General features: G+C 61.1%; 20 protein-coding genes. 6 read left to right on the forward strand and 14 right to left on the reverse strand.

Translation table 11 applies throughout. The features are described 5' to 3' along the window. Window positions 1–169 precede the first annotated feature (169 nt). From HU731_RS07605 to HU731_RS07635, 7 genes are all read right to left on the reverse strand, one after another. On the reverse strand, window positions 170–715 hold the full coding sequence (locus tag HU731_RS07605; protein ID WP_186606982.1) for a DUF2058 domain-containing protein: 546 nt from the start codon (window positions 713–715) through the stop codon (window positions 170–172). Window positions 716–740: 25 nt separating this feature from the next. Further along, window positions 741–1,574, reverse strand: coding sequence for a nucleoside triphosphate pyrophosphohydrolase (mazG, locus tag HU731_RS07610; protein WP_186606981.1), 834 nt, complete (start codon window positions 1,572–1,574; stop codon window positions 741–743). Between the two features lie 153 nt (window positions 1,575–1,727). Beyond that, a complete protein-coding gene (gene relA / locus HU731_RS07615) occupies window positions 1,728–3,971 on the reverse strand; it encodes a GTP diphosphokinase (RefSeq protein ID WP_003193076.1) in 2,244 nt (747 codons plus the stop codon). 121 nt (window positions 3,972–4,092) lie between these two features. Then, complete coding sequence (rlmD, locus tag HU731_RS07620; RefSeq protein ID WP_186606980.1) at window positions 4,093–5,445, reverse strand: 23S rRNA (uracil(1939)-C(5))-methyltransferase RlmD; 1,353 nt, start codon at window positions 5,443–5,445, stop codon at window positions 4,093–4,095. Next, window positions 5,445–6,347, reverse strand: a complete 903-nt coding sequence (gene cysM, locus HU731_RS07625) for a cysteine synthase CysM (protein WP_003193080.1) — start codon at window positions 6,345–6,347, stop codon at window positions 5,445–5,447. The genes rlmD and cysM overlap by 1 nt, the downstream gene beginning before the upstream one ends. Window positions 6,348–6,452: 105 nt before the next feature. Beyond that, window positions 6,453–7,052 carry a tRNA-uridine aminocarboxypropyltransferase gene (locus HU731_RS07630; RefSeq protein ID WP_186606979.1) on the reverse strand — a complete coding sequence of 200 codons (600 nt, stop codon included), beginning with the start codon at window positions 7,050–7,052 and terminating at the stop codon, window positions 6,453–6,455. Window positions 7,053–7,059: 7 nt separating this feature from the next. Beyond that, the gene (locus HU731_RS07635) at window positions 7,060–7,953 is read right to left on the reverse strand and encodes a LysR family transcriptional regulator (RefSeq protein ID WP_032895879.1); all 894 of its coding nucleotides are present in this window, start codon (window positions 7,951–7,953) and stop codon (window positions 7,060–7,062) included. A gap of 303 nt (window positions 7,954–8,256) precedes the next feature. Here HU731_RS07635 and speB point away from each other — a divergent pair, with 303 nt between their 5' ends. Both speB and HU731_RS07645 read left to right on the forward strand, forming a co-directional pair. Further along, window positions 8,257–9,207, forward strand: coding sequence for an agmatinase (gene speB, locus HU731_RS07640; RefSeq protein ID WP_186606978.1), 951 nt, complete (start codon window positions 8,257–8,259; stop codon window positions 9,205–9,207). Between the two features lie 134 nt (window positions 9,208–9,341). Then, window positions 9,342–10,724, forward strand: coding sequence for a sodium:solute symporter family protein (locus HU731_RS07645; RefSeq protein ID WP_186606977.1), 1,383 nt, complete (start codon window positions 9,342–9,344; stop codon window positions 10,722–10,724). A gap of 115 nt (window positions 10,725–10,839) precedes the next feature. Here HU731_RS07645 and HU731_RS28740 read toward each other — a convergent pair whose 3' ends face one another. Next, on the reverse strand, window positions 10,840–10,962 hold the full coding sequence (locus HU731_RS28740) for a PA1414 family protein (RefSeq protein WP_003193089.1): 123 nt from the start codon (window positions 10,960–10,962) through the stop codon (window positions 10,840–10,842). A 142-nt stretch (window positions 10,963–11,104) separates the two neighbouring features. After that, the gene (gene ptrR, locus HU731_RS07650) at window positions 11,105–11,998 is read right to left on the reverse strand and encodes a putrescine utilization regulator PtrR (RefSeq protein WP_186606976.1); all 894 of its coding nucleotides are present in this window, start codon (window positions 11,996–11,998) and stop codon (window positions 11,105–11,107) included. Between the two features lie 104 nt (window positions 11,999–12,102). Here ptrR and HU731_RS07655 point away from each other — a divergent pair, with 104 nt between their 5' ends. After that, a complete protein-coding gene (locus HU731_RS07655) occupies window positions 12,103–13,281 on the forward strand; it encodes an MFS transporter (RefSeq protein WP_186606975.1) in 1,179 nt (392 codons plus the stop codon). Here HU731_RS07655 and HU731_RS07660 read toward each other — a convergent pair. Together HU731_RS07660 and HU731_RS07665 are read right to left on the reverse strand one after the other, a co-directional pair. Then, the gene (locus tag HU731_RS07660) at window positions 13,225–13,623 is read right to left on the reverse strand and encodes a DUF2177 family protein (RefSeq protein ID WP_186606974.1); all 399 of its coding nucleotides are present in this window, start codon (window positions 13,621–13,623) and stop codon (window positions 13,225–13,227) included. The two genes, HU731_RS07655 and HU731_RS07660, sit on opposite strands and share 57 nt — an antisense overlap. Window positions 13,624–13,734: 111 nt before the next feature. Then, window positions 13,735–14,571 carry a CvfB family protein gene (locus HU731_RS07665; RefSeq protein ID WP_019820451.1) on the reverse strand — a complete coding sequence of 279 codons (837 nt, stop codon included), beginning with the start codon at window positions 14,569–14,571 and terminating at the stop codon, window positions 13,735–13,737. A gap of 323 nt (window positions 14,572–14,894) precedes the next feature. On the opposite strand from HU731_RS07665, the gene HU731_RS07670 reads away from it, so the two are divergent. From HU731_RS07670 to HU731_RS07680, 3 genes are all read left to right on the forward strand, one after another. Beyond that, window positions 14,895–15,074 carry a PFL_1563 family small protein gene (locus HU731_RS07670; protein ID WP_003193095.1) on the forward strand — a complete coding sequence of 60 codons (180 nt, stop codon included), beginning with the start codon at window positions 14,895–14,897 and terminating at the stop codon, window positions 15,072–15,074. A 212-nt stretch (window positions 15,075–15,286) separates the two neighbouring features. Next, window positions 15,287–16,009 carry a TorF family putative porin gene (locus tag HU731_RS07675; protein ID WP_186606973.1) on the forward strand — a complete coding sequence of 241 codons (723 nt, stop codon included), beginning with the start codon at window positions 15,287–15,289 and terminating at the stop codon, window positions 16,007–16,009. 66 nt (window positions 16,010–16,075) lie between these two features. Then, window positions 16,076–16,942 (forward strand): DUF6279 family lipoprotein, encoded by an 867-nt coding sequence (locus tag HU731_RS07680; protein ID WP_186606972.1) that lies wholly within the window; start codon window positions 16,076–16,078, stop codon window positions 16,940–16,942. Here HU731_RS07680 and copD read toward each other — a convergent pair. The 3 genes from copD to HU731_RS07695 are packed head-to-tail and all read right to left on the reverse strand — an operon-like array spanning window position 16,939 to window position 19,079. After that, a complete protein-coding gene (copD, locus tag HU731_RS07685; protein WP_186606971.1) occupies window positions 16,939–17,820 on the reverse strand; it encodes a copper homeostasis membrane protein CopD in 882 nt (293 codons plus the stop codon). The genes HU731_RS07680 and copD overlap by 4 nt on opposite strands. Continuing rightward, on the reverse strand, window positions 17,817–18,203 hold the full coding sequence (copC, locus tag HU731_RS07690) for a copper homeostasis periplasmic binding protein CopC (protein ID WP_186606970.1): 387 nt from the start codon (window positions 18,201–18,203) through the stop codon (window positions 17,817–17,819). Before copC ends, copD begins: the two co-directional genes overlap by 4 nt. Before the next feature lie 48 nt (window positions 18,204–18,251). Then, window positions 18,252–19,079: a copper resistance protein B gene (locus HU731_RS07695; RefSeq protein ID WP_186606969.1), complete on the reverse strand. Its 828-nt coding sequence runs from the start codon at window positions 19,077–19,079 to the stop codon at window positions 18,252–18,254. Window positions 19,080–19,088 lie beyond the last annotated feature (9 nt).

Consider the following 19,088-nt stretch of genomic DNA (forward strand, 5'->3'; position numbering starts at 1 on the left):
TTTTTGTAGGAGCGAGCTTGCTCGCGAAAAACTCACAGGCACCGCGTTCAATCAGGAAACACGCGTTATCGGTGACGTTTTTCGCGAGCAAGCTCGCTCCTACAGAGGGCCATATACGCTTAACTGAACAGCATTACGCCATTTGGCGGGGTTTGTCGTTTCTAGATGCTTACCACATCAGATCATCAGGGATCTGGTAAGCGGCGTACGGATCATCCTCATCCGGCACCTGGCTTTCGGTGAGGATGTTGAGCTGCACGATACGTTCCGGAGCGCGCTCCTGGATTTTGAGCGCCGCCTCGCGCGGGATCACCTCGTAACTACCACCGTGGTGCACGATCGCCAGGGAGCCGTTGCTCAGCTTGTTGCGCATCAGCGTGTTGACCGACAGGCGCTTGACCTTCTTGTCATCCACAAAGTTGTAGTAGTCCTCGGTGGTCAGCTTGGGCAGGCGCGAGGTTTCGATCAGTTGCTTGACCTGGGCGGTGCGCGCCTTGGCCTCGGCTTTTTCCTGCTGCTGACGGTTCAGCTCCTGGTCACGCTTGACCTTCTCGGCCTGGGCCTCGGCAGCCAGGCGCGCCTGGGTGTCATCGACTTCGGCCTGGCCTTTGTGGACCAGGCGCTGCTGCTTCTGTTTCTCTTTGCCGACCTGCTTGGCCTGCTTTTGGTTGACCAGACCTGCTTTGAGCAACTGGTCGCGAAGGGAAAGGCTCATGGTGCTTACTCACTTAGGCAACTGCTCAACCGCAGCTGGACACATTCTTTTCCTGACGTTTGGCTTCACCCCAGAGGGCGTCCAACACTTCGAGGGTGCAATCTTCTATGGGTTGGTGTGTATCGCGCAATGCCTGTTCGATAAATCGGAAACGTCGTTCGAACTTGGCATTGGCGCCGCGCAAGGCGGTTTCCGGGTCGACCTTGAGGTGACGCGCCAGGTTGACCGCGGCAAACAGCAGGTCGCCGACTTCATCGGCAATGGCTGCCGAGTCGTTATCGGCCATGGCTTCGAGCACTTCGTCCAACTCTTCGCGCACGTTATCCACCACCGGCAACGCGGACGGCCAGTCGAAGCCGACCTGGCTGGCGCGCTTTTGCAATTTGGCCGCGCGGGACAACGACGGTAAGGCGGTGGGCACATCATCGAGCAGCGAGAGTTGCTCGGGGGCGTCGGACTTTTCTGCGCGTTCCTCAGCCTTGATCTGCTCCCAGCGCTGCTTGACCTGTTCTTCGCTCAACTGCGGGATATCCAGCGGAGCGTACAGGTCGCCGGTTGGGAACACGTGAGGATGCCGGCGAATCAACTTACGGGTGATGCTGTCGATCACGCCGGCAAATTCGAAGCGCCCTTCTTCCCGGGCCAGTTGACTGTAATACACCACCTGGAACAGTAGATCGCCCAGCTCACTTTGCAGGTGATCGAAATCGCCGCGCTCGATGGCGTCGGCCACTTCATAGGCTTCTTCCAGCGTGTGCGGGACGATGGTGGCGTAGGTTTGCTTGATGTCCCATGGGCAGCCGTACTGCGGGTCGCGCAGGCGGCTCATCAGGTGCAGCAGGTCTTCGAGTGAATACATCGTATCTCTTTCCGCTGAATATCTTATGTGGGAGCTGGCTTGCCTGCGATGCCGGCGACTCGGTGCTTGAGTTAAACCGAGGTGATGCTATCGCAGGCAAGCCAGCTCCCACAGAACACAGCTCCGCATGTCAGTCAGCAATCATTCTGCTATTCATGGGGTGCGGTTGCGCCGGGTTTCGATAATGTTCGGCAACTGGGAAATCCGCCCCAGCAACCGTCCCAGTGCGTCCAACCCCGGAATCTCGATGGTCAGGGACATCAACGCAGTGTTGTCTTCCTTGTTCGAGCGAGTGTTGACCGCCAGCACGTTGATCCGCTCGTTGAGCAGCACTTGCGAGACGTCACGCAGCAGGCCGGAACGGTCGTAGGCACGGATGATGATGTCCACCGGATACGTGAGCACCGGCACCGGGCCCCAGCTGACCTGGATGATCCGCTCCGGTTCACGCCCGCCCAACTGCAGCACCGAGGCGCAATCCTGGCGGTGAATGCTCACGCCACGGCCTTGGGTGATGTAGCCGACAATCGCGTCGCCCGGCAGTGGCTGGCAGCAGCCGGCCATCTGCGTCATCAGGTTGCCCACGCCCTGGATCTGGATATCGCCACGCTTGCCCGGCTTATAGCCAGTGGCTTTGCGCGGGATCAGCTCCAGCTGTTCGTTGCCGCGCTCCGGCTCGACCAGTTGCTGGGCCAGGTTGACCAGTTGCGCCAGGCGCAGGTCACCGGCACCGAGGGCGGCGAACATGTCTTCGGCAATCTTCATGTTGGCCTTTTCGGCCAGCTTGTCGAAGTCCACCTGAGGCAGGCCCAGGCGCGCCAGTTCGCGCTCGAGCAAGGTCTTGCCGGCGGCGACGTTCTGGTCACGCGCCTGCAGTTTGAACCAGTGGACGATCTTCGCCCGCGCCCGCGAGGTGGTGATGTAGCCCAGGTTCGGGTTCAGCCAGTCGCGGCTCGGCGTGCCGTGCTTGCTGGTGATGATCTCGACCTGTTCACCGGTTTGCAGGCTGTAGTTGAGCGGCACGATGCGCCCGTTGATCTTGGCGCCGCGGCAGTTATGGCCGATTTCGGTGTGCACGCGGTAGGCGAAGTCCAGCGGCGTGGCGCCCTTGGGCAGGTCGATGGCGTGGCCGTCGGGCGTGAAGATATAGACCCGGTCCGGCTCGATATCCACCCGCAGCTGTTCGGCCAGGCCGCCGATGTCGCCGAGCTCTTCGTGCCATTCCAGCACTTGGCGCAGCCAGGAAATTTTCTCTTCGTACTGGTTGGACCCGGCCTTGACGTCGGTGCCCTTGTAGCGCCAATGCGCACACACCCCCAGCTCGGCCTCTTCGTGCATGGCATGGGTGCGGATCTGCACTTCCAGCACTTTGCCTTCAGGGCCGATTACCGCCGTGTGCAGCGAGCGATAGCCGTTTTCCTTGGGGTTGGCGATGTAGTCGTCGAATTCCTTGGGAATGTGGCGCCACAGCGTGTGGACGATACCCAGCGCGGTGTAGCAGTCGCGCATTTCCGGCACCAGCACACGCACCGCACGCACGTCGTAGATCTGGCTGAAGGCCAGGCCCTTGCGCTGCATTTTGCGCCAGATGGAATAGATGTGCTTGGCGCGGCCGCTGATGTCGGCGTCCACGCCGGTGGCCTGCAACTCCGAACGCAACTGGCCCATCACGTCGCTGATAAAGCGCTCGCGGTCCAGTCGTCGCTCATGCAGCAGTGTGGCGATCTGTTTGTATTGGTCGGGTTCCAGGTAGCGGAAGGACAAATCCTCCAGCTCCCACTTGATATGGCCGATGCCCAGGCGATGAGCCAGCGGCGCGTAGATGTCGAAGACTTCGCGGGCCACACGGTTGCGCTTTTCGTCATCGGCGGTCTTCACCGCACGGATCGCGCAGGTGCGTTCAGCCAGCTTGATCAGAGCGACGCGTACGTCGTCAACCATCGCTACCAGCATTTTGCGCAGGTTCTCTACCTGGCCCTGGGTGCCCAGCACCATCGATTGGCGCGGGCTGAGGCTGGCGCTGATGGCCGCCATGCGCAGCACGCCGTCGATCAGCTTGGCCACCACTGCGCCGAAACGCTGGCTGACCAGCGGCAACGCAATGTGCCCTTCGCGCACGCCGCGATAGAGCACGGCGGCGATCAGCGAATCCTGGTCCAGCTTGAGATCGGCGAGGATCTCGGCGATTTCCAGGCCAGTGCGAAAACTTGAAGTGCCTTCGGCCCACAGGTTCTTGGCCGCATTGTCTTGCTGTTCAGACTCACGAGCGAACTCGCATGCTGCTTTCAAGGCTTCACGGTCCAGTGCCGGGTCGACACTGACGGCATGATCCAGCCATGCCTCGAGATTGATACTGCCGTCGGTGTTGATCGGCTGGTGTGCTCTCACCTGTACCATCTTGCTTACCTTCCCTACGACGCACCTTCGATGCGCCAAAATCATCGCCGACTTTTACTGCGAGCTCCGTGGCAGTGCTTAGGCCCTGGAGAACGCAGGCCAGTCGGATTAAACGGGCATCCTAGCCCGCTTCAAATAACGCCATGGCCTCGACATGCGCGGTCTGCGGAAACATGTCGAGGATCCCGGCACGCTTTAGCCGGTAGCCTTGCTTGACCAACTCAACCGTGTCCCGCGCCAGCGTGGCTGGGTTGCAGGACACATACACCAGGCGCTTGGCCCCCAAGGCTGCAAGTTTGCGCACAACCTCCAGGGCACCATCGCGGGGTGGGTCCAAGAGTACCGCAGAAAAGCCCTGTTTGGCCCATTCTGCGTCGGTCAAAGGCTGGGACAAATCGGCCTGAAAAAACTGTGCGTTATGCAAATGGTTGCTGACGGCATTGAGCGCCGCACGCTCCACCATGGCCTGCACGCCCTCCACCGCCACCACTTCGCGCACACTGCGAGCCAGTGGCAGGGCAAAGTTGCCCAAGCCGCAAAACAGGTCCAGTACCCGTTCGTCGGCTTGTGGCGCCAGCCATTGCAGCGCTTGGGCGACCATCGCCTGGTTGACCCCGGCGTTGACCTGCACAAAGTCGCCCGGCCGGTACGCCAGCTCCAGGTCCCAGGCATCCAAACGGAAGCCCAGGGCCTGACCCGGCTCAACGGGCTCCGGCTGCCCTTCGCCGTGCAGCCACAGTTGGGCGTCATGGAAGGCGCAGAATTCCTTGAGGATCTGCAGGTCAGCCTCGGACAACGGTGCCATATGCCGCAGCAACACGGCGATGGACGAACCGCTGAACAACTCGACATGCCCCAACGCCTGCGGTTTGCTCAAGCGACGCAGCATCGTTGGCAAACGCTGCATGATCGGTTGCAAGGCCTGTACCAGCACCGGGCAATCATCGATAGCGACGATGTCCTGGCTGGCCACGGCGCGAAAACCCACTTCGAGTTTCTTCGCCTTGGCGTCCCAACGTACGGCCACGCGGGCGCGGCGCCGGTAACCGAACTCCGGCCCGCTCAACGGCGCTGCCCACTCCTGCGGCTCGACGCCGGCCACACGGGACAATTGCTCGGCAAGCATGCGCTGTTTCAGGGCAAGTTGTTCTTCATGGGGCAGGTGCTGCACGCTGCAACCGCCGCAGCGGCCAACATGGGCACAGGGTGCCGGGCGACGCAACTCACTGGCCTGGAACACCCGCTCGGTGCGCGCCTCGACCACTTTGCCATGGGCGCCCAATACCCGTGCTTCCACCTCTTCGCCGGCCAACGCGCCATTCACAAACCAGGTGCGGCCCTCAAAGAACACAATGCCCCGGCCGTCATTGGCCAGGCGCTCGATGGTCAGGCGCTGTTTCTTGCCCACGGGTATCTGTGGGGCCCGGCTGCCGCCCGTCGGTTGGAAGCGCAGGCCTCTCTCGTGCTTGGCCATCAGTTGGGTTCGTCGAAAATGCCGGTCGACAGGTAACGGTCGCCTCGGTCACAGATGATCGCGACGATCACCGCGTTTTCCACTTCTTTGGACAAGCGCAACATACCGGCCACGGCGCCACCGGAGGACACGCCGCAGAAGATGCCTTCTTCACGGGCCAGGCGGCGGGTGGTGTCTTCGGCTTCGCGCTGGGCCATGTCGATGATGCGGTCTACCCGCGTGGCGTTGTAGATCTTCGGCAAATACTCTTCGGGCCAGCGGCGAATGCCCGGGATGGCCGCGCCTTCCATCGGTTGCAGGCCGACGATCTGGATCGCCGGATTCTGCTCCTTGAGGTAGCGCGAGTTGCCCATGATGGTACCGGTGGTGCCCATGGAGCTGACGAAGTGGGTGATGGTGCCCTGGGTCTGGCGCCAGATCTCCGGCCCGGTGCTGGTGTAGTGCGCCTCGGGGTTGTCGCCGTTGGCGAACTGATCGAGCACCACGCCACGGCCTTCGGCGGCCATGCGCTCAGCAAGATCGCGAGCGCCTTCCATGCCTTCTTCCTGGGTAACCAGGATGAGCTGGGCGCCATAGGCGGTCATCGCCGCCTTGCGCTCGGCGCTGCCGTTGTCAGGCATGATCAACACCATCTTGTAGCCCTTGATCGCCGCGGCCATGGCCAGGGCGATCCCGGTGTTACCCGAGGTGGCTTCGATCAGGGTGTCGCCGGGCTTGATCTGCCCACGCAACTCGGCGCGGGCGATCATCGACAGCGCCGGGCGGTCTTTGACGGAGCCGGCCGGGTTGTTGCCCTCGAGTTTGAGCAACAGGGTATTGCTGGTTTCACCCGCCATGCGTTGCAAGCGGACCAGGGGCGTGTTGCCGACGCAATCGGCGATTGTTGGGTACTGCAAGGTCATGGCGTATTCGCAATCCAGACTGCGGGGCGCACATCATACCGGGAAAGGCCGGCGGGCCATATCACGCAAAGTGTGGTGCTTATGGCTTAAAGGCATAAGCAGGGTTTATGTCGGGTCGCCATGGTTACGCTGGAAGACTTCCTCGCCCATCGCAGCAATCTGCCCTTCGATCAGCGCTTCAAAAGGTTTGAGCAGTGGCTCGAACGACGTCGGCGCTTCCAGCACCTGCAACGCTTGCGTGATCGCTTCGACCGTCGACAAGGCGCCAGGCCCCGGCGCCTTGCGCAAGCGATAGCGGGAAACGCCGCCTTCGGCCAATGTCACCCGGGGCAACGCCGCCAGCAAAGGGTTGAGGTGCAACAGCTTGCGAGCCTTGCGCCAGGTGCCATCGGGAACCACCAACAGCAGTGGCTGATCGTCAGGGGCATAGGCGTGCAGCGGCTCGGCGTCATCCGCCGGGAACAACAGCCGTGCCCGATAGCCAGGCGGGTTCAATAGCGTCGCCAGGTCATCAAACACCTCCCCCACCACCAACTGCGCATTGTTCAGGCCCAACGCCGCCAACCGCGCCGTATTGAGCGCATGGCCGACCTCGCTCGGGTGCTGCAACAGCAACACGCGGGTGCGGCTGTCGAGATGGGGGATCAGCGCACAGAGGCAGTGCGTGGTCGGGCGCAGGCAGCGCGGGCAATGGGGTCGGGACATGGTGTTTTCAGGCCTGGTTGAGCTGGGTCTTGAGCAAATCGCGGAAGGTCTGGATCAGTGGCTCGCGGCTGCGGCCACGGCGCATGATCATCGAAAACGGCGCCTGGTAGCCGAAGGTGGCCGGCAGCAATACGCGCAGGTCGCCCTTGTCTGCCCAGGCCTGGGCGTAGTGCTCCGGCAGGTAGCCAATGTAAGCACCCGACAGCACCAGAATCAGTTGCGCCTCCATACTTTCCACCGTCGCAGCGCTGTGCTTGAAGCCGTGACGCGCCAGCTCAGCCTGGCTCCAGTAACCTCGCCCGACCATGCGTTGCTGGGTGATCACTTGTTCCGGAATGCGCCGCTCGTTGAACAGCGGGTGCCGGGTGCTGCAATACAACCAGTGCTGTTCGCGGTACAGCGGCATGTAGACCAGCCCGCTCATGCGGTTGGAAAACGCGCCGATGGCCAGGTCCAGGCGGTTGTCCTGCACCCCCAGTTGCAATTCGTAGGGGCTCATCACCGACAGGTGCAAATGCACAGCCGGGTGCTCCAGGCTGTAGGCGCCAATCACTTCGGCAAACGGCAAGGCCTTGTCGCTGACGGTGGAGTCGAGCACCCCGAGCTTGAGGGTGCCGCGCAACTCGCCTTTCAACGCGGCGGCGTATTGCTCGAAACCTTCGAGTTCGCCCAATAGCCGCAGGGTTTCCTGATGAAACAGCTCGCCCTTGCTGGTCAGGCTGAAGCCGCCACGGCCGCGATGGCACAGCACCAGGCCCAAGGCAGATTCGAGTTGGCTCATGTAGGTGCTGATGGCCGACGTCGACAGGTTGAGTTCGTGCTGGGCATTGGCGAACCCTTGATGGCGCACGACGCTGACGAAGATGCGCAGGAGTTTCAGGTCGGGCAAGGCGTTGGCCATGGGGGCTCCAATGAAGCGTGACGCAGAGCATCACAGGATGCATCCCCACACAGAGCGTGGGAACGATCAACTGTAGGAGCGAGCTTGCTCGCGAAAAACCTGAGGACGCCGCGCACATTCTGGGGGGGCGCATCATCGTTGACGTTTTTCGCGAGCAAGCTCGCTCCTACAGGGATCAGGGAGTTTAACCCAGGCTTTAGTTTAGAAAAATCTGAACTAAGTATTTGCCTCTGCCGATTCTTCATACGCCAGGCTTTTCGCAGAATCGGCCATCAATAAACACAACAACGATGAGGCAATCCCGTGGACAAGATTCTCCACCAACCACTGGGCGGCAACGAAATGCCGCGCTTCGCCGGCATCGCCACCATGATGCGTCTTCCCCACCTGCAAACGGCCAAGGGCCTGGACGCCGCTTTTGTCGGCGTGCCCCTGGATATCGGAACTTCGCTGCGCGCCGGTACGCGCTTCGGCCCCCGGGAAATCCGCGCCGAGTCGGTGATGATCCGGCCCTATAACATGGCCACGGGCGCCGCCCCGTTCGACTCACTGTCGGTAGCCGATATCGGCGATGTGGCGATCAACACCTTCAACCTGCTCGACGCGGTGCGCATCATCGAAGAGGCCTACGATGAGATCCTCGAGCACGACGTTATCCCCCTGACCCTGGGCGGCGACCACACCATCACCCTGCCGATCCTGCGGGCGATCCACAAGAAACACGGCAAGGTCGGGCTGGTGCACATCGATGCCCACGCCGACGTCAACGACCATATGTTCGGCGAGAAAATTGCCCACGGCACCACCTTCCGCCGCGCCGTGGAAGAAGGCTTGCTCGATTGCGACCGCGTGGTGCAGATCGGCCTGCGTGCCCAGGGGTATACCGCCGAAGACTTCAACTGGAGCCGCAAGCAAGGCTTTCGCGTGGTCCAGGCCGAAGAATGCTGGCATCACTCCCTCGCGCCGCTGATGGCCGAAGTACGGGAGAAAGTCGGCGGCGGCCCGGTGTACCTGAGCTTCGACATCGATGGCATCGACCCCGCCTGGGCGCCCGGCACCGGCACCCCGGAAATCGGCGGGCTGACCACCATCCAGGCCATCGAAATCATCCGTGGCTGCCAGGGCCTGGATCTGATTGGTTGCGACTTGGTAGAAGTGTCGCCGCCCTATGACACCACCGGCAATACCTCGCTGCTGGGCGCCAACTTACTGTACGAGATGCTCTGCGTACTGCCTGGCGTCGCGCATCGCTGATACAGCGTCTTCACATTAACAACCAAGGGGATCTAACAGGTCCCCACAACGATGTACCTGACTTTCGCTCGCGTGCTTACCGAGCCAGCTGCCGCCTGATCGCCCATAAAAAATATAATCGGAGAACCGCCGTCATGGCTTTGGATTTATTCGTCGTACTCATCTACGCCGCCGGCATGCTGGTGCTCGGCTACTTCGGCATGCGTCGCGCCAAGACCCACGAAGACTACCTGGTCGCCGGCCGCAACCTCGGCCCATCGCTGTACATGGGCACCATGGCCGCCACGGTGCTGGGCGGTGCGTCCACCGTGGGCACCGTGCGTCTGGGGTATGTGCATGGTATTTCGGGTTTCTGGCTGTGCGCCGCGCTGGGCGCGGGCATCATTGCCCTGAACCTGTTCCTGGCCAAGCCCCTGTTGAAGCTGAAAATCTTCACCGTCACCCAGGTCCTGGAAAAACGCTACAACCCCATGGCCCGCCAGGCCAGCGCGGTGATCATGCTGGCCTACGCGCTGATGATCGGCGTGACCTCGATCCTGGCCATCGGCACCGTGCTGCAAGTGCTGTTCGACCTGCCGTTCTGGATGTCAGTACTGGTGGGCGGCGGCGTGGTGGTGGTGTATTCGACCATCGGTGGCATGTGGTCGCTGACCCTCACCGATATTGTGCAATTCGTGATCAAGACCGTCGGCTTGATGTTCATCCTGCTGCCGATCTGCCTGTACCGCGTCGGCGGCTGGGACGAACTGGTGGCCAAGCTGCCGGCGTCGAACTTCAGCTTCACCGCGATCGGCTGGGACACGATCATCACCTACTTCATGATCTACTTCTTCGGCATCCTGATCGGTCAGGATATCTGGCAACGGGTGTTCACCGCCCGTGACGAAAAGGTCGCCCAGTACGCAGGTACTTTCGCCGGCTTCTATTGCATCCTGTACGGCCTGGCCTGTGCACTGATCGGCATGGCTGCCCATGTGCTGATCCCGGACCTGGACAACGTCAACAATGCCTTCGCCGCGATCGTCAAAGCCTCGCTGCCGGACGGCATTCGTGGCCTGGTCATCGCCGCCGCGCTGGCCGCCATGATGTCCACCGCCAGCGCCGGCCTGCTCGCCGCCTCCACCGTGTTGACCGAAGATCTGCTGCCCCGCCTGCGTGGCGGCAAGGCGTCGAGCCTGCGTATCAACCGCCTGTTCACCCTGTTGACCGGAATTGCCGTGCTGGGTATCGCCTTGGTGGTGAACGATGTGATCAGCGCCCTGACCCTGGCCTATAACCTGTTGGTGGGCGGTATGTTGGTGCCCTTGATCGGCGCGATCTTCTGGAAGCGCGCGACAACCACGGGCGCAATCACGTCCATGAGCCTGGGCTTTGTGACCGCGCTGGTGTTTATGTTCAAGGATGGGCTGGCTGCAAACACGCCGATCTACTACAGCTTGGCGGTGGCGCTGGTGAGCTTTGTGCTGGTGAGCTTGCTGTCGCGTCAACCGGCCAAAGTGGCGGCCTCGGTGGTTTGAGCTATAACAGAGACGGGTATATTTTCTTCAGCGGGCGCGACGTCGGAGGTCGCGCCCGTTTTTTTTGCCTGGTGAAAAACAACTGTGGGAGCGGGCTTGCTCGCTCCCACATTTTTTAGCGCCGACGTGGCCGACGTTGCTCGTCATCCGTGCGGATCGGCACCGGTTGCAGCGGAGGCTCGATCAAGCCCAACGCAACGCCAAGGTCGTGGAGCCAGTTTTGGATTTTCTCTTTCATGATTGCCCCCTTTGAGGGTAGTGCTGGCCGGCGTGAGTTCTGTCGCCGTTTCCTACAGTGATAGTAGCCCTAAGTCCTAGGTAATGCTTGAAGGAAACCACAACGAACTATTACTGAATTGATCCGAATCCGGACGGATCGTTCAAGCAATGGCACGTGTGTCTTGCACGCATCGCGGGTTGCCGTCTTGCTGCAGGTCGATCCATGCATTGAGGTTAGCGCCGAGCATGCCCTTTCGCCACATTAACCAGGTAGTCGCAGTGGCAAAAGGCCCGGTCAGCGGATGAACGGACACGCTGTCCTTGCCGGGCAGGCTGTCGAGCATGGATTCAGACATCAACGCCACACCGGAACCGGCGATCACACAGGCGAGCATGCCTTGGTAAGACTCAATCTCGATCGCCCGCCCCATCGCCACACGCTCATGGGAGAACCAGGTTTCCAGGCGCGTGCGGTAGGCGCAACTGCGCCGGAACGTGAACACCGCACGGCCTGCCACATCCTGGGGGCCGCGCACCGGTGGATGGTCGGCCTCGCAAATCAGCACCAGGCGCTCTTCGCACAGCGGTACGCCATCCAGGGTGGCGATGGTCAGCGGGCCGTCGACAAAGGCTGCGTCCAGGCGCCCGGTGATCAACCCCTCCAGCAACTCGCCACTGGGCGCCGACTGCACCTGCAGGTTCACCATGGGGTAAGTCTTGTGATAGCGCGCCAGCAGCCTCGGCAAATGCACAGCGGCCGTGCTGTACATGCTGCCCAAGACGAAATCACCGGCCGGTTGCCCGCCTTGTACGGCGCCGTGGGCTTCATCGTGCAGCGCCAGCAGGCGGGTGCTGTAGTCCAGCAGTACCTTGCCCGCCGGAGAAAGCTGCAAGCGCTGGCGCTCGCGCACGAACAGGTCGACGCCCAGCTGCTCTTCCATTTGTTTAAGCCGGGTCGACAGATTTGAGGGAACGCGGTGCAGGCGCTCGGCGGCGCGGGTAATGGAACCCTCTTGCGCCACGGCCTGGAAAATGCGCAATTGACTGAACTCCATTACTTTCTCCAAAACTGAACAAGTTACTCACTATTATTCAATTTTACAGAAAGTCAATCCGTCTTAGCCTGCAAGGCATTCGCTTCTTTGCAGGAAACCTGAACATGTCCCCGCTGATTCGTTTACTCGCCAGCTTCGTCGCCCTGATGATGGCCATGGGCATTGGCCGCTTCGCCCTGACTCCGCAAATGCCGCATTTGCTCAGCGAAGGCCAGATCGACCTGACCGGCGCCGGCCTGCTCGCTGCCGCCAATTACCTGGGTTATTTCGTTGGCGCGGTGGACTCGATCTTTGCACGTAGCCATCAGCATGTGCGCGGGCGCCTCTACGGCGGATTGTGGCTGTGCGTATTGCTGACCCTGGCGTCCTACTGGGCTAACGGGTTCTGGCCGCACGTGTTGCTGCGCTTCGGCACCGGGGTCGCCAGTGCCTGGGCCCTGGTGATGATTACCAGCCTGAGCCAGCCACTGGCGATTGCCGCCGGCCGCCCGCGCCTGGGTGCGCTGGTGTTTGCAGGGCCGGGGCTGGGGATTGTGCTGACGGGGCTGCTGGCGCTGGTGTCGAACCTGTTGGGGCAAAGTTCTGCCACGCTGTGGTTGCTCTACGGGACGGTGGCGCTGATGATGCTGCTGGCGATCCTGCCGTTTTTACCCAAACCGGCCGTCACGGTTACCCAGGTCGCCAGCGCGGGGAGCAACGGCAGCATCGCGCACCTGTGCTGGATTTATTTCCTGTACGGCCTGGGCTACATCATCCCGGCGACCTTTCTGTCGCAGATGGCCAGCGCCCAATTCCAAGGCGCCTGGCAGGCCGATCTGTTCTGGCCCTGCTTTGGCTTGGCGGCCGCGCTGGGTGTAGGGGTGGCGAGCCTGCGCCGCAAGCATCCGAACACTACCCGTCGCTGGTTGATGGCGACTTTATGGCTGCAAGCGGCCGGAGTGTTCGCCTGCCTGCTTGGCAATGGCTGGGGCTTGGCGCTGGGCGTGTTGCTGTGCGGTGCGCCATTTCTGGCCTGCATGCAGCTGGTGATGGCGCGACTGAGAGAAGTCGCGCCCCATGGCTACCAACGCAGCACGGGGTTGCTGACCGCCAGCTTCGCCATCGGCCAATTGAGCGGGCCCCTGTTGGCGTCGGTCAGCAGCCACCTCAGTGGCGGCCTGCAACCGGCGCTGGTGGTTGCCGGTACCGGGTTGCTATTAGCCGGTTCAGTACTGATCAACCGTCCGCTACCGGCGCAGCCGATTTGCACACAGGTGGCCAACGGTGCAGCAAATGGCGGTTAGGCAGGTGCCCCATGCCATGTCCATCAGCGCCAACCCAGCGGACCAGCCTTGAAGCGTGGCCCAGTTGCTCAGGTCATAGGTGCCATAGGCCACCAGGCCAAGCAAGGCGCCCAAACGCGCAGCGCGCTGCCAACTGGCGCTGGGCAAGATCACCAACACCACGCAACCGAGGACATACAGGAGATAGAACAATACCGCAGGCAACAGGCGTGGCTGATCAAGCATCAGCGTGCCGAGCAGGGATTTATAGGTGGAGCCCATGAGCACGCCGAGCCAGAGGCCGTCGAGGACCAGGAGGGCGAGCAAGGTGCCGAGGTAGGCAAAAACCGTTCTTTTCGACATGAGACAACCCTGTAGGAGCGAGCTTGCTCGCGAAAAACGTACATCCGACGCTACGCTGCGCCTGGAATATTTTCGCGAGCACGCTCGCTCCTACAGGAGAGCAGCGTGTACTCAGCTTAGTTCAATGCGGTCCGCATGAATCACGATCTGGCCCTGCTTGTAGAGCGCGCCAATGGCCTTCTTGAAGTTGCCCTTGCTCACGCCGAACAAGTTGCTGATCACCGCCGGGTCGCTTTTGTCGCTGACCGGCAGGGTGCCGTTGTTGTCGCGCAACTTGGCGAGGATCTTCGAGTTCAGGCTGGAGGCCGCTTCCTGGCCCACCGGTTGCAGGCTCAGGCTGATGTTGCCATCGGCGCGGATCTCTTTGATGAACCCCTTCTCTTCCTTGCCCGGGCGCAAGAACTTGAACACTTCGTTCTTGTGGATCAGGCCCCAGTGCTTGTTGTTGATGATCGCCTTGAAGCCCATGTCGGTGGCCTCGGCCACCAGCAGGTCGACTTCCTGGCCCACCTGGTAGTTGGCCGGCGTCTTGTCCAGGTAACGGTCAAGGCGAGCGGTGGCGGTGATGCGCTTGGTGTGCTTGTCGAGGTAGACGTGCACCACGCAGTACTCACCTGCGGTCAGCTGGCGTTTTTCTTCCGAGTACGGCAGCAGCAGATCCTTGGGCAAACCCCAATCAAGGAATACGCCAATGCTGTTGACTTCCACAACTTTCAAACTGGCGAATTCACCGACTTGAACTTTGGGCTTTTCGGTGGTGGCGATAAGTTTGTCATCGCTGTCCAGATAAATGAAAACGTTGAGCCAGTCTTCATCTTCACTGGGAATATCTTTAGGGATATACCGATTAGGCAAGAGGATTTCCCCGTCTTGCGCACCATCGAGGTACAAACCAAAGTTAGTGTGCTTGACCACTTGCAAGCTGTTGTAGCGCCCGACTAAAGCCATTTCCAATACCCTCATTGCGTGGGCGGCATTCTACCCGAGTTGGGCCCTGCACGCGCGCACGCCTGAAAAATCGCGGGCTGGCATGGCGTTCCAATGGCAGCGCCCCACTCGTCTGATCGTTCGGTTCACTTTAAGCAGGCCACCAGCGTGCGACCCAGGCTTTGGTTTCCAGCTAAAACAGTAAGTTAGCGCTTTATTTCGGCGCTGAACTTCGGCTATTTCCAGCGCTGCGTCTTATTCCTGAGGGATATTTGCCAAGCAATTGTCAAGTATTTCCTGTACGATGCCTGGCCAAGTTAATTTTCTACAGGTTAGTGGCCGCCATGCGTGTAAAAGCATCCAACAGCAAAGCAAAGCCAGCTCCCGCCGTTGAAACCAGCGAATCGATCAACAGCCAGATTGCTGCGTTCCTCAAGTCCGGCGGCGAAATCCAGCAAATTGCCAAGGGCGTGAGCGGCCAGACTTTCGGCCCGTCCAAGCAGATCAGCCTGGGCAAGAAGTAATAGTCTTACCCGCGCACTGCATCTGGTCCCTAAGCGTCTTGCCTTCAAGGCGCTAGGACTAGAGTTGCAACCCCCTCCTGACACCTTCAATACGCAGCTAATCGACGAACGGGCCTCAACGCCTGGCATTCGCCGGTATCCTTGCACACGTCTAGCACGGGCATCCGCCTGAATCCTTCCGTTACTGCTCCTCGCTTTTCATGGAGTGAAGCATGCTTAAACGCTGTATTTTCGTGGTCAGCCTCCTGGTCGCCAGCCCTTTGGCCCAAGCGCATATCTTCCAGCGTGAACTGGGTGACTTCGACCTGAAATTAGGCACCACGCCCAGCCGTACCATGGCCCAGGGCCTGGTCAAGCCCACCGCCCCTGGCAGCGACTCGTTCCACGGTGGCCTGGACCTTACCCACGACAGCGGCCTGTATTTCGGCCAGTTTTCCCCGAACATGGGCCTGTCGTCGGCCAATAACCTTGAAGTCGACTCCTACATGGGTTTCAAGCGTCCGTTCGACCAGACCCTGGGCTACGAAGTTGGCTTGATCCACTACAGCTACCCCAAGGTCAGCCCCCTCGACAGCCAGGAGTTCTACGGCGGGCTGAACCTGTTGGGCAACCGCTTTGGCGTGTCTTTCAGCAACGACCCCGACCGCCAGGACAGCACCCTGTTTGCCGACCTGGGCGGTACCCAGCCTTTCGGCATCGGCGTCAGCATGAAGTACACCACCCACCAACTGGGCACACCGGTCTCGGTAGAGGACGGCGCCATCAGCAGTTTCAGCGATTGGTCGGTACAGTTTTCCCGAGCCTGGAAGGGTATTGACCTGGACCTGATCTACAGCGGCTCCAGCCTCAGCGGCAGCGACTGCTCGGCCTACTCCGGACACAATTCGCAATGTGACGGGCTGTTGACCTTGAAGGCCGCACGGTCGTTTTATTGATGGGCTGAACTGTCGCACCCCGCGCAGGTTCACATGCATTAACGCCCTCCATGCAAGGACCTGCCCATGTTGCGCCGGCTTAAATTCCTGGTGGTACTGCTGACCCTGAGCCTGGTGCTCGCCGGCTGCAATCGCGTAGGCCTGGCCTACCGAAACCTCGACGTGATCATCCCCTGGACCCTCAACGATTACCTGGACATGAATGCCGGGCAAAAGAGCTGGTTCAACGACACCCTCAAGGAGCACCTGGCCTGGCACTGCACCACGCAAGTGCCTGGCTACCTGGACTGGCTCGACCGCCTGCAGCAGATGGTCGACAGCAACCAGGTCACCGACGCCGCGTTGCAAACCCGTACTGTCGAAGCCAAACAGGCAATTGCCGAGATCGCGCGGGAAATCACGCCCTCAGCCGTGCAATTGCTGCAAGGCCTGGACGATCAGCAGGTCAAGGACATGAGCGACGCTCTGGCCAAGGACCTGCGCAAACGCCAGGACGAATACCTCAAGCCACCACTGGCTCAACAAATCAAGGAACGCGCCGAGCGTATGAGCAAGCGCCTGGACGCCTGGATCGGCCCGTTGAGCCCAGGCCAGCAAAACCGCGTGACGGCCTGGTCCGCCGAGTTGGGCGCGCAAAACCAAGCGTGGATCGGTAACCGCGCCCATTGGCAGGCGCAATTTATCGAGGCGCTGCAACAGCGTCACAGTGCCGATTTCCCGCAGAAAATCCAGCAATTGCTGGTGGATCGCGAAAGCCTGTGGACCGCGCAATACCGCGCCGCCTATGCCCAGACCGAAGCCGCCGCGCGCAGCTTGCTCGTCGACGTGATGGCCCAAAGCTCTCCAGCGCAGCGCCTGAAACTCACCCAGAAAATCGACAAGGTCCGCAGCGACTTCCAGGCGCTCAAATGTCTGAAAAGCGCACAGCCTTAGTCAGGCGCCAAGGTGCCCAGCCAGGCCACCAGGCCAAGGATGAGCACCACAGCGCCAAACTCCAGGGCCATGCTGCGCCGTAACGCACGGATCGCCACGTTATAGTCGCCCGACGCGATGGATCGTTGCAGAAGCGGCGTCAGGTGAAAGCGATTGAGCGCCGCCAAGGCCAGCATCAGGCCGAACAACCCCAGCTTCAGGCATAGCAGCACCGCGTAGACTCCGCCGGTGATGCCCCCCAGATTCGGCCCGACAACAAACAGGTAATTGGCCACGCCAGTGCCGATCAGCACCAGGACAAATCCCGCGCCAATGCGCTCAAAGCCTGCCAATGCTCTGGCCAGAACCTGGACCCGATCATCCTGTGGCAACGGCGCAGGCATCAACAACAAACCAAATGCCGCCAACGCCCCCACCCAACCCGCCGCTGCCAACAGGTGTGCACTGTCGCTGACGATATGCCACACACCTTGCGCACCTTCGTGCATCACGCCGTGCCCTGTCCACACCAGCGTGACCAACGCCACGCCAGCCGACAGCGTGGCCAGCGCCAGGTGCGGACTCAGTGCCGCAACAATCAACGCCGCGATACGCACCCACCACGTCAACCCCAGGTCGGTCTGCCACAGCATCATTTGCAGGTGCGGCCACAGCGTCTGCCAATCCGTGGCGCCGCTCATGGCTTGGGTCATAATCAATAGCGACGCCACCGAAAACGCCAGCCCCAAGCCGCCCGCCAATCCAATCCAGGCCCTGAGATTGAGCCGCCCGCGTTGCTCTGCGCGCAGGCCATAAAGGCCAAACAGCCCCAGCCCAAATAGCACCATCAGGTCGAGATAGAGCACGAAGCGCAATGCGATAGGGATCAGTTCACTCATGGCTGTACGCGGAACACCACATTACCGGTGATCGGATGCGTATCGGACGACACGGCACGCCAATCCACCCGATAGCTGCCAGTGGTAAGTGCGGAGGCCGGCTTGATCAACATCACCTTGGGGTCGCTGCTCGCCGACACGCTGGCCTTCACCGGCATCGGCGAATTGGGCATGCCCGGCATGTCGGTCATGATCAACTTGGCCCCGGAAAACTGGGTCAGCAGGTTTTCTGAGAAATGCAATTCAATCACGGCGGGAGCGGCGCCCTGTGCGCCTGCCGCCGGAATGGATGACAGCAGCTTGGGGTGGGCCGAAGCGGGCAGGCTAAGACTTAAACCTACCCACAACGCAGCACCCAGCAGCGTGGTTTTCAACATAGACATGCAAGACTCCAGGCCGCGCCAGGCGGCGAATAATAAAAGGGAAACCCGTCAGAACCACAAGCGCACGCCGACCACCCAGCGCAGTTGATTGATGTCTTCGTCTTCGCCCCGTGCGTATTGCGCGGTCTGGCCATAAGCCCGGTTCCAGCTGACCCCAACGTAGGGCGCAAACTCGCGGCGAATTTCGTAGCGCAAGCGCAGGCCCAGTTCACTTTCCGCCAAGCCCGACCCGACACCCCGTTGCGGATCGTTCTGCGCATAAAAATTGAGTTCTGCGGTGGGCTGCAGGATCAGGCGATTGGTGAGCAGAATGTCGTAGTCACCTTCCAAGCGTGCGGCGGTATGCCCCGATTCGCCGACAAACAACGTGGCTTCGGCCTCGAAGTTGTAGAGCGCCATGCCTTGTACGCCAAAGGCCGCCCAGGTCTGGCTGTCACCGGGCTTGAAGTCCTGGCGCACGCCGCCGACCACGTCCCACCACGGGCCGATAGCGTGCCCCCATAACGCTTGGGCTTCGGCGCTTTCAGTGCGGCCGGCGCTGCGTTCGCCTTCACTGCGTAGCCACAGCCGGTCGATGTCACCGCCGACCCAACCCTTGATGTCCCAACTCTGCGCGTTGCCGTCGCCGCCCTGCCATTCCAACTGGTTGATCAGCAGCATCGAGTTCACGCCGCTGTCGTGCACCTGATGCCCTCCCGGCGCGTTGTAGACCGCTGCACGGTCTGCGTCGGCCAGCGCCGGAATCGGCGTACGGCTTTGCGTCAGCGCTGGCGTCGCCGGGCTCATGCCCTGAAATTCATCCTCGGCCGCCAACGCCCATGGGACGAACCCCAGCGCGGCGAAGGCGATGCAAACGGGTAGAACGCAACGGTTCATGCTCGCTTC

Source organism: Pseudomonas salmasensis (genome assembly GCF_014268375.2).
GTDB classification, from domain to species: Bacteria; Pseudomonadota; Gammaproteobacteria; order Pseudomonadales; family Pseudomonadaceae; genus Aquipseudomonas; species Aquipseudomonas salmasensis.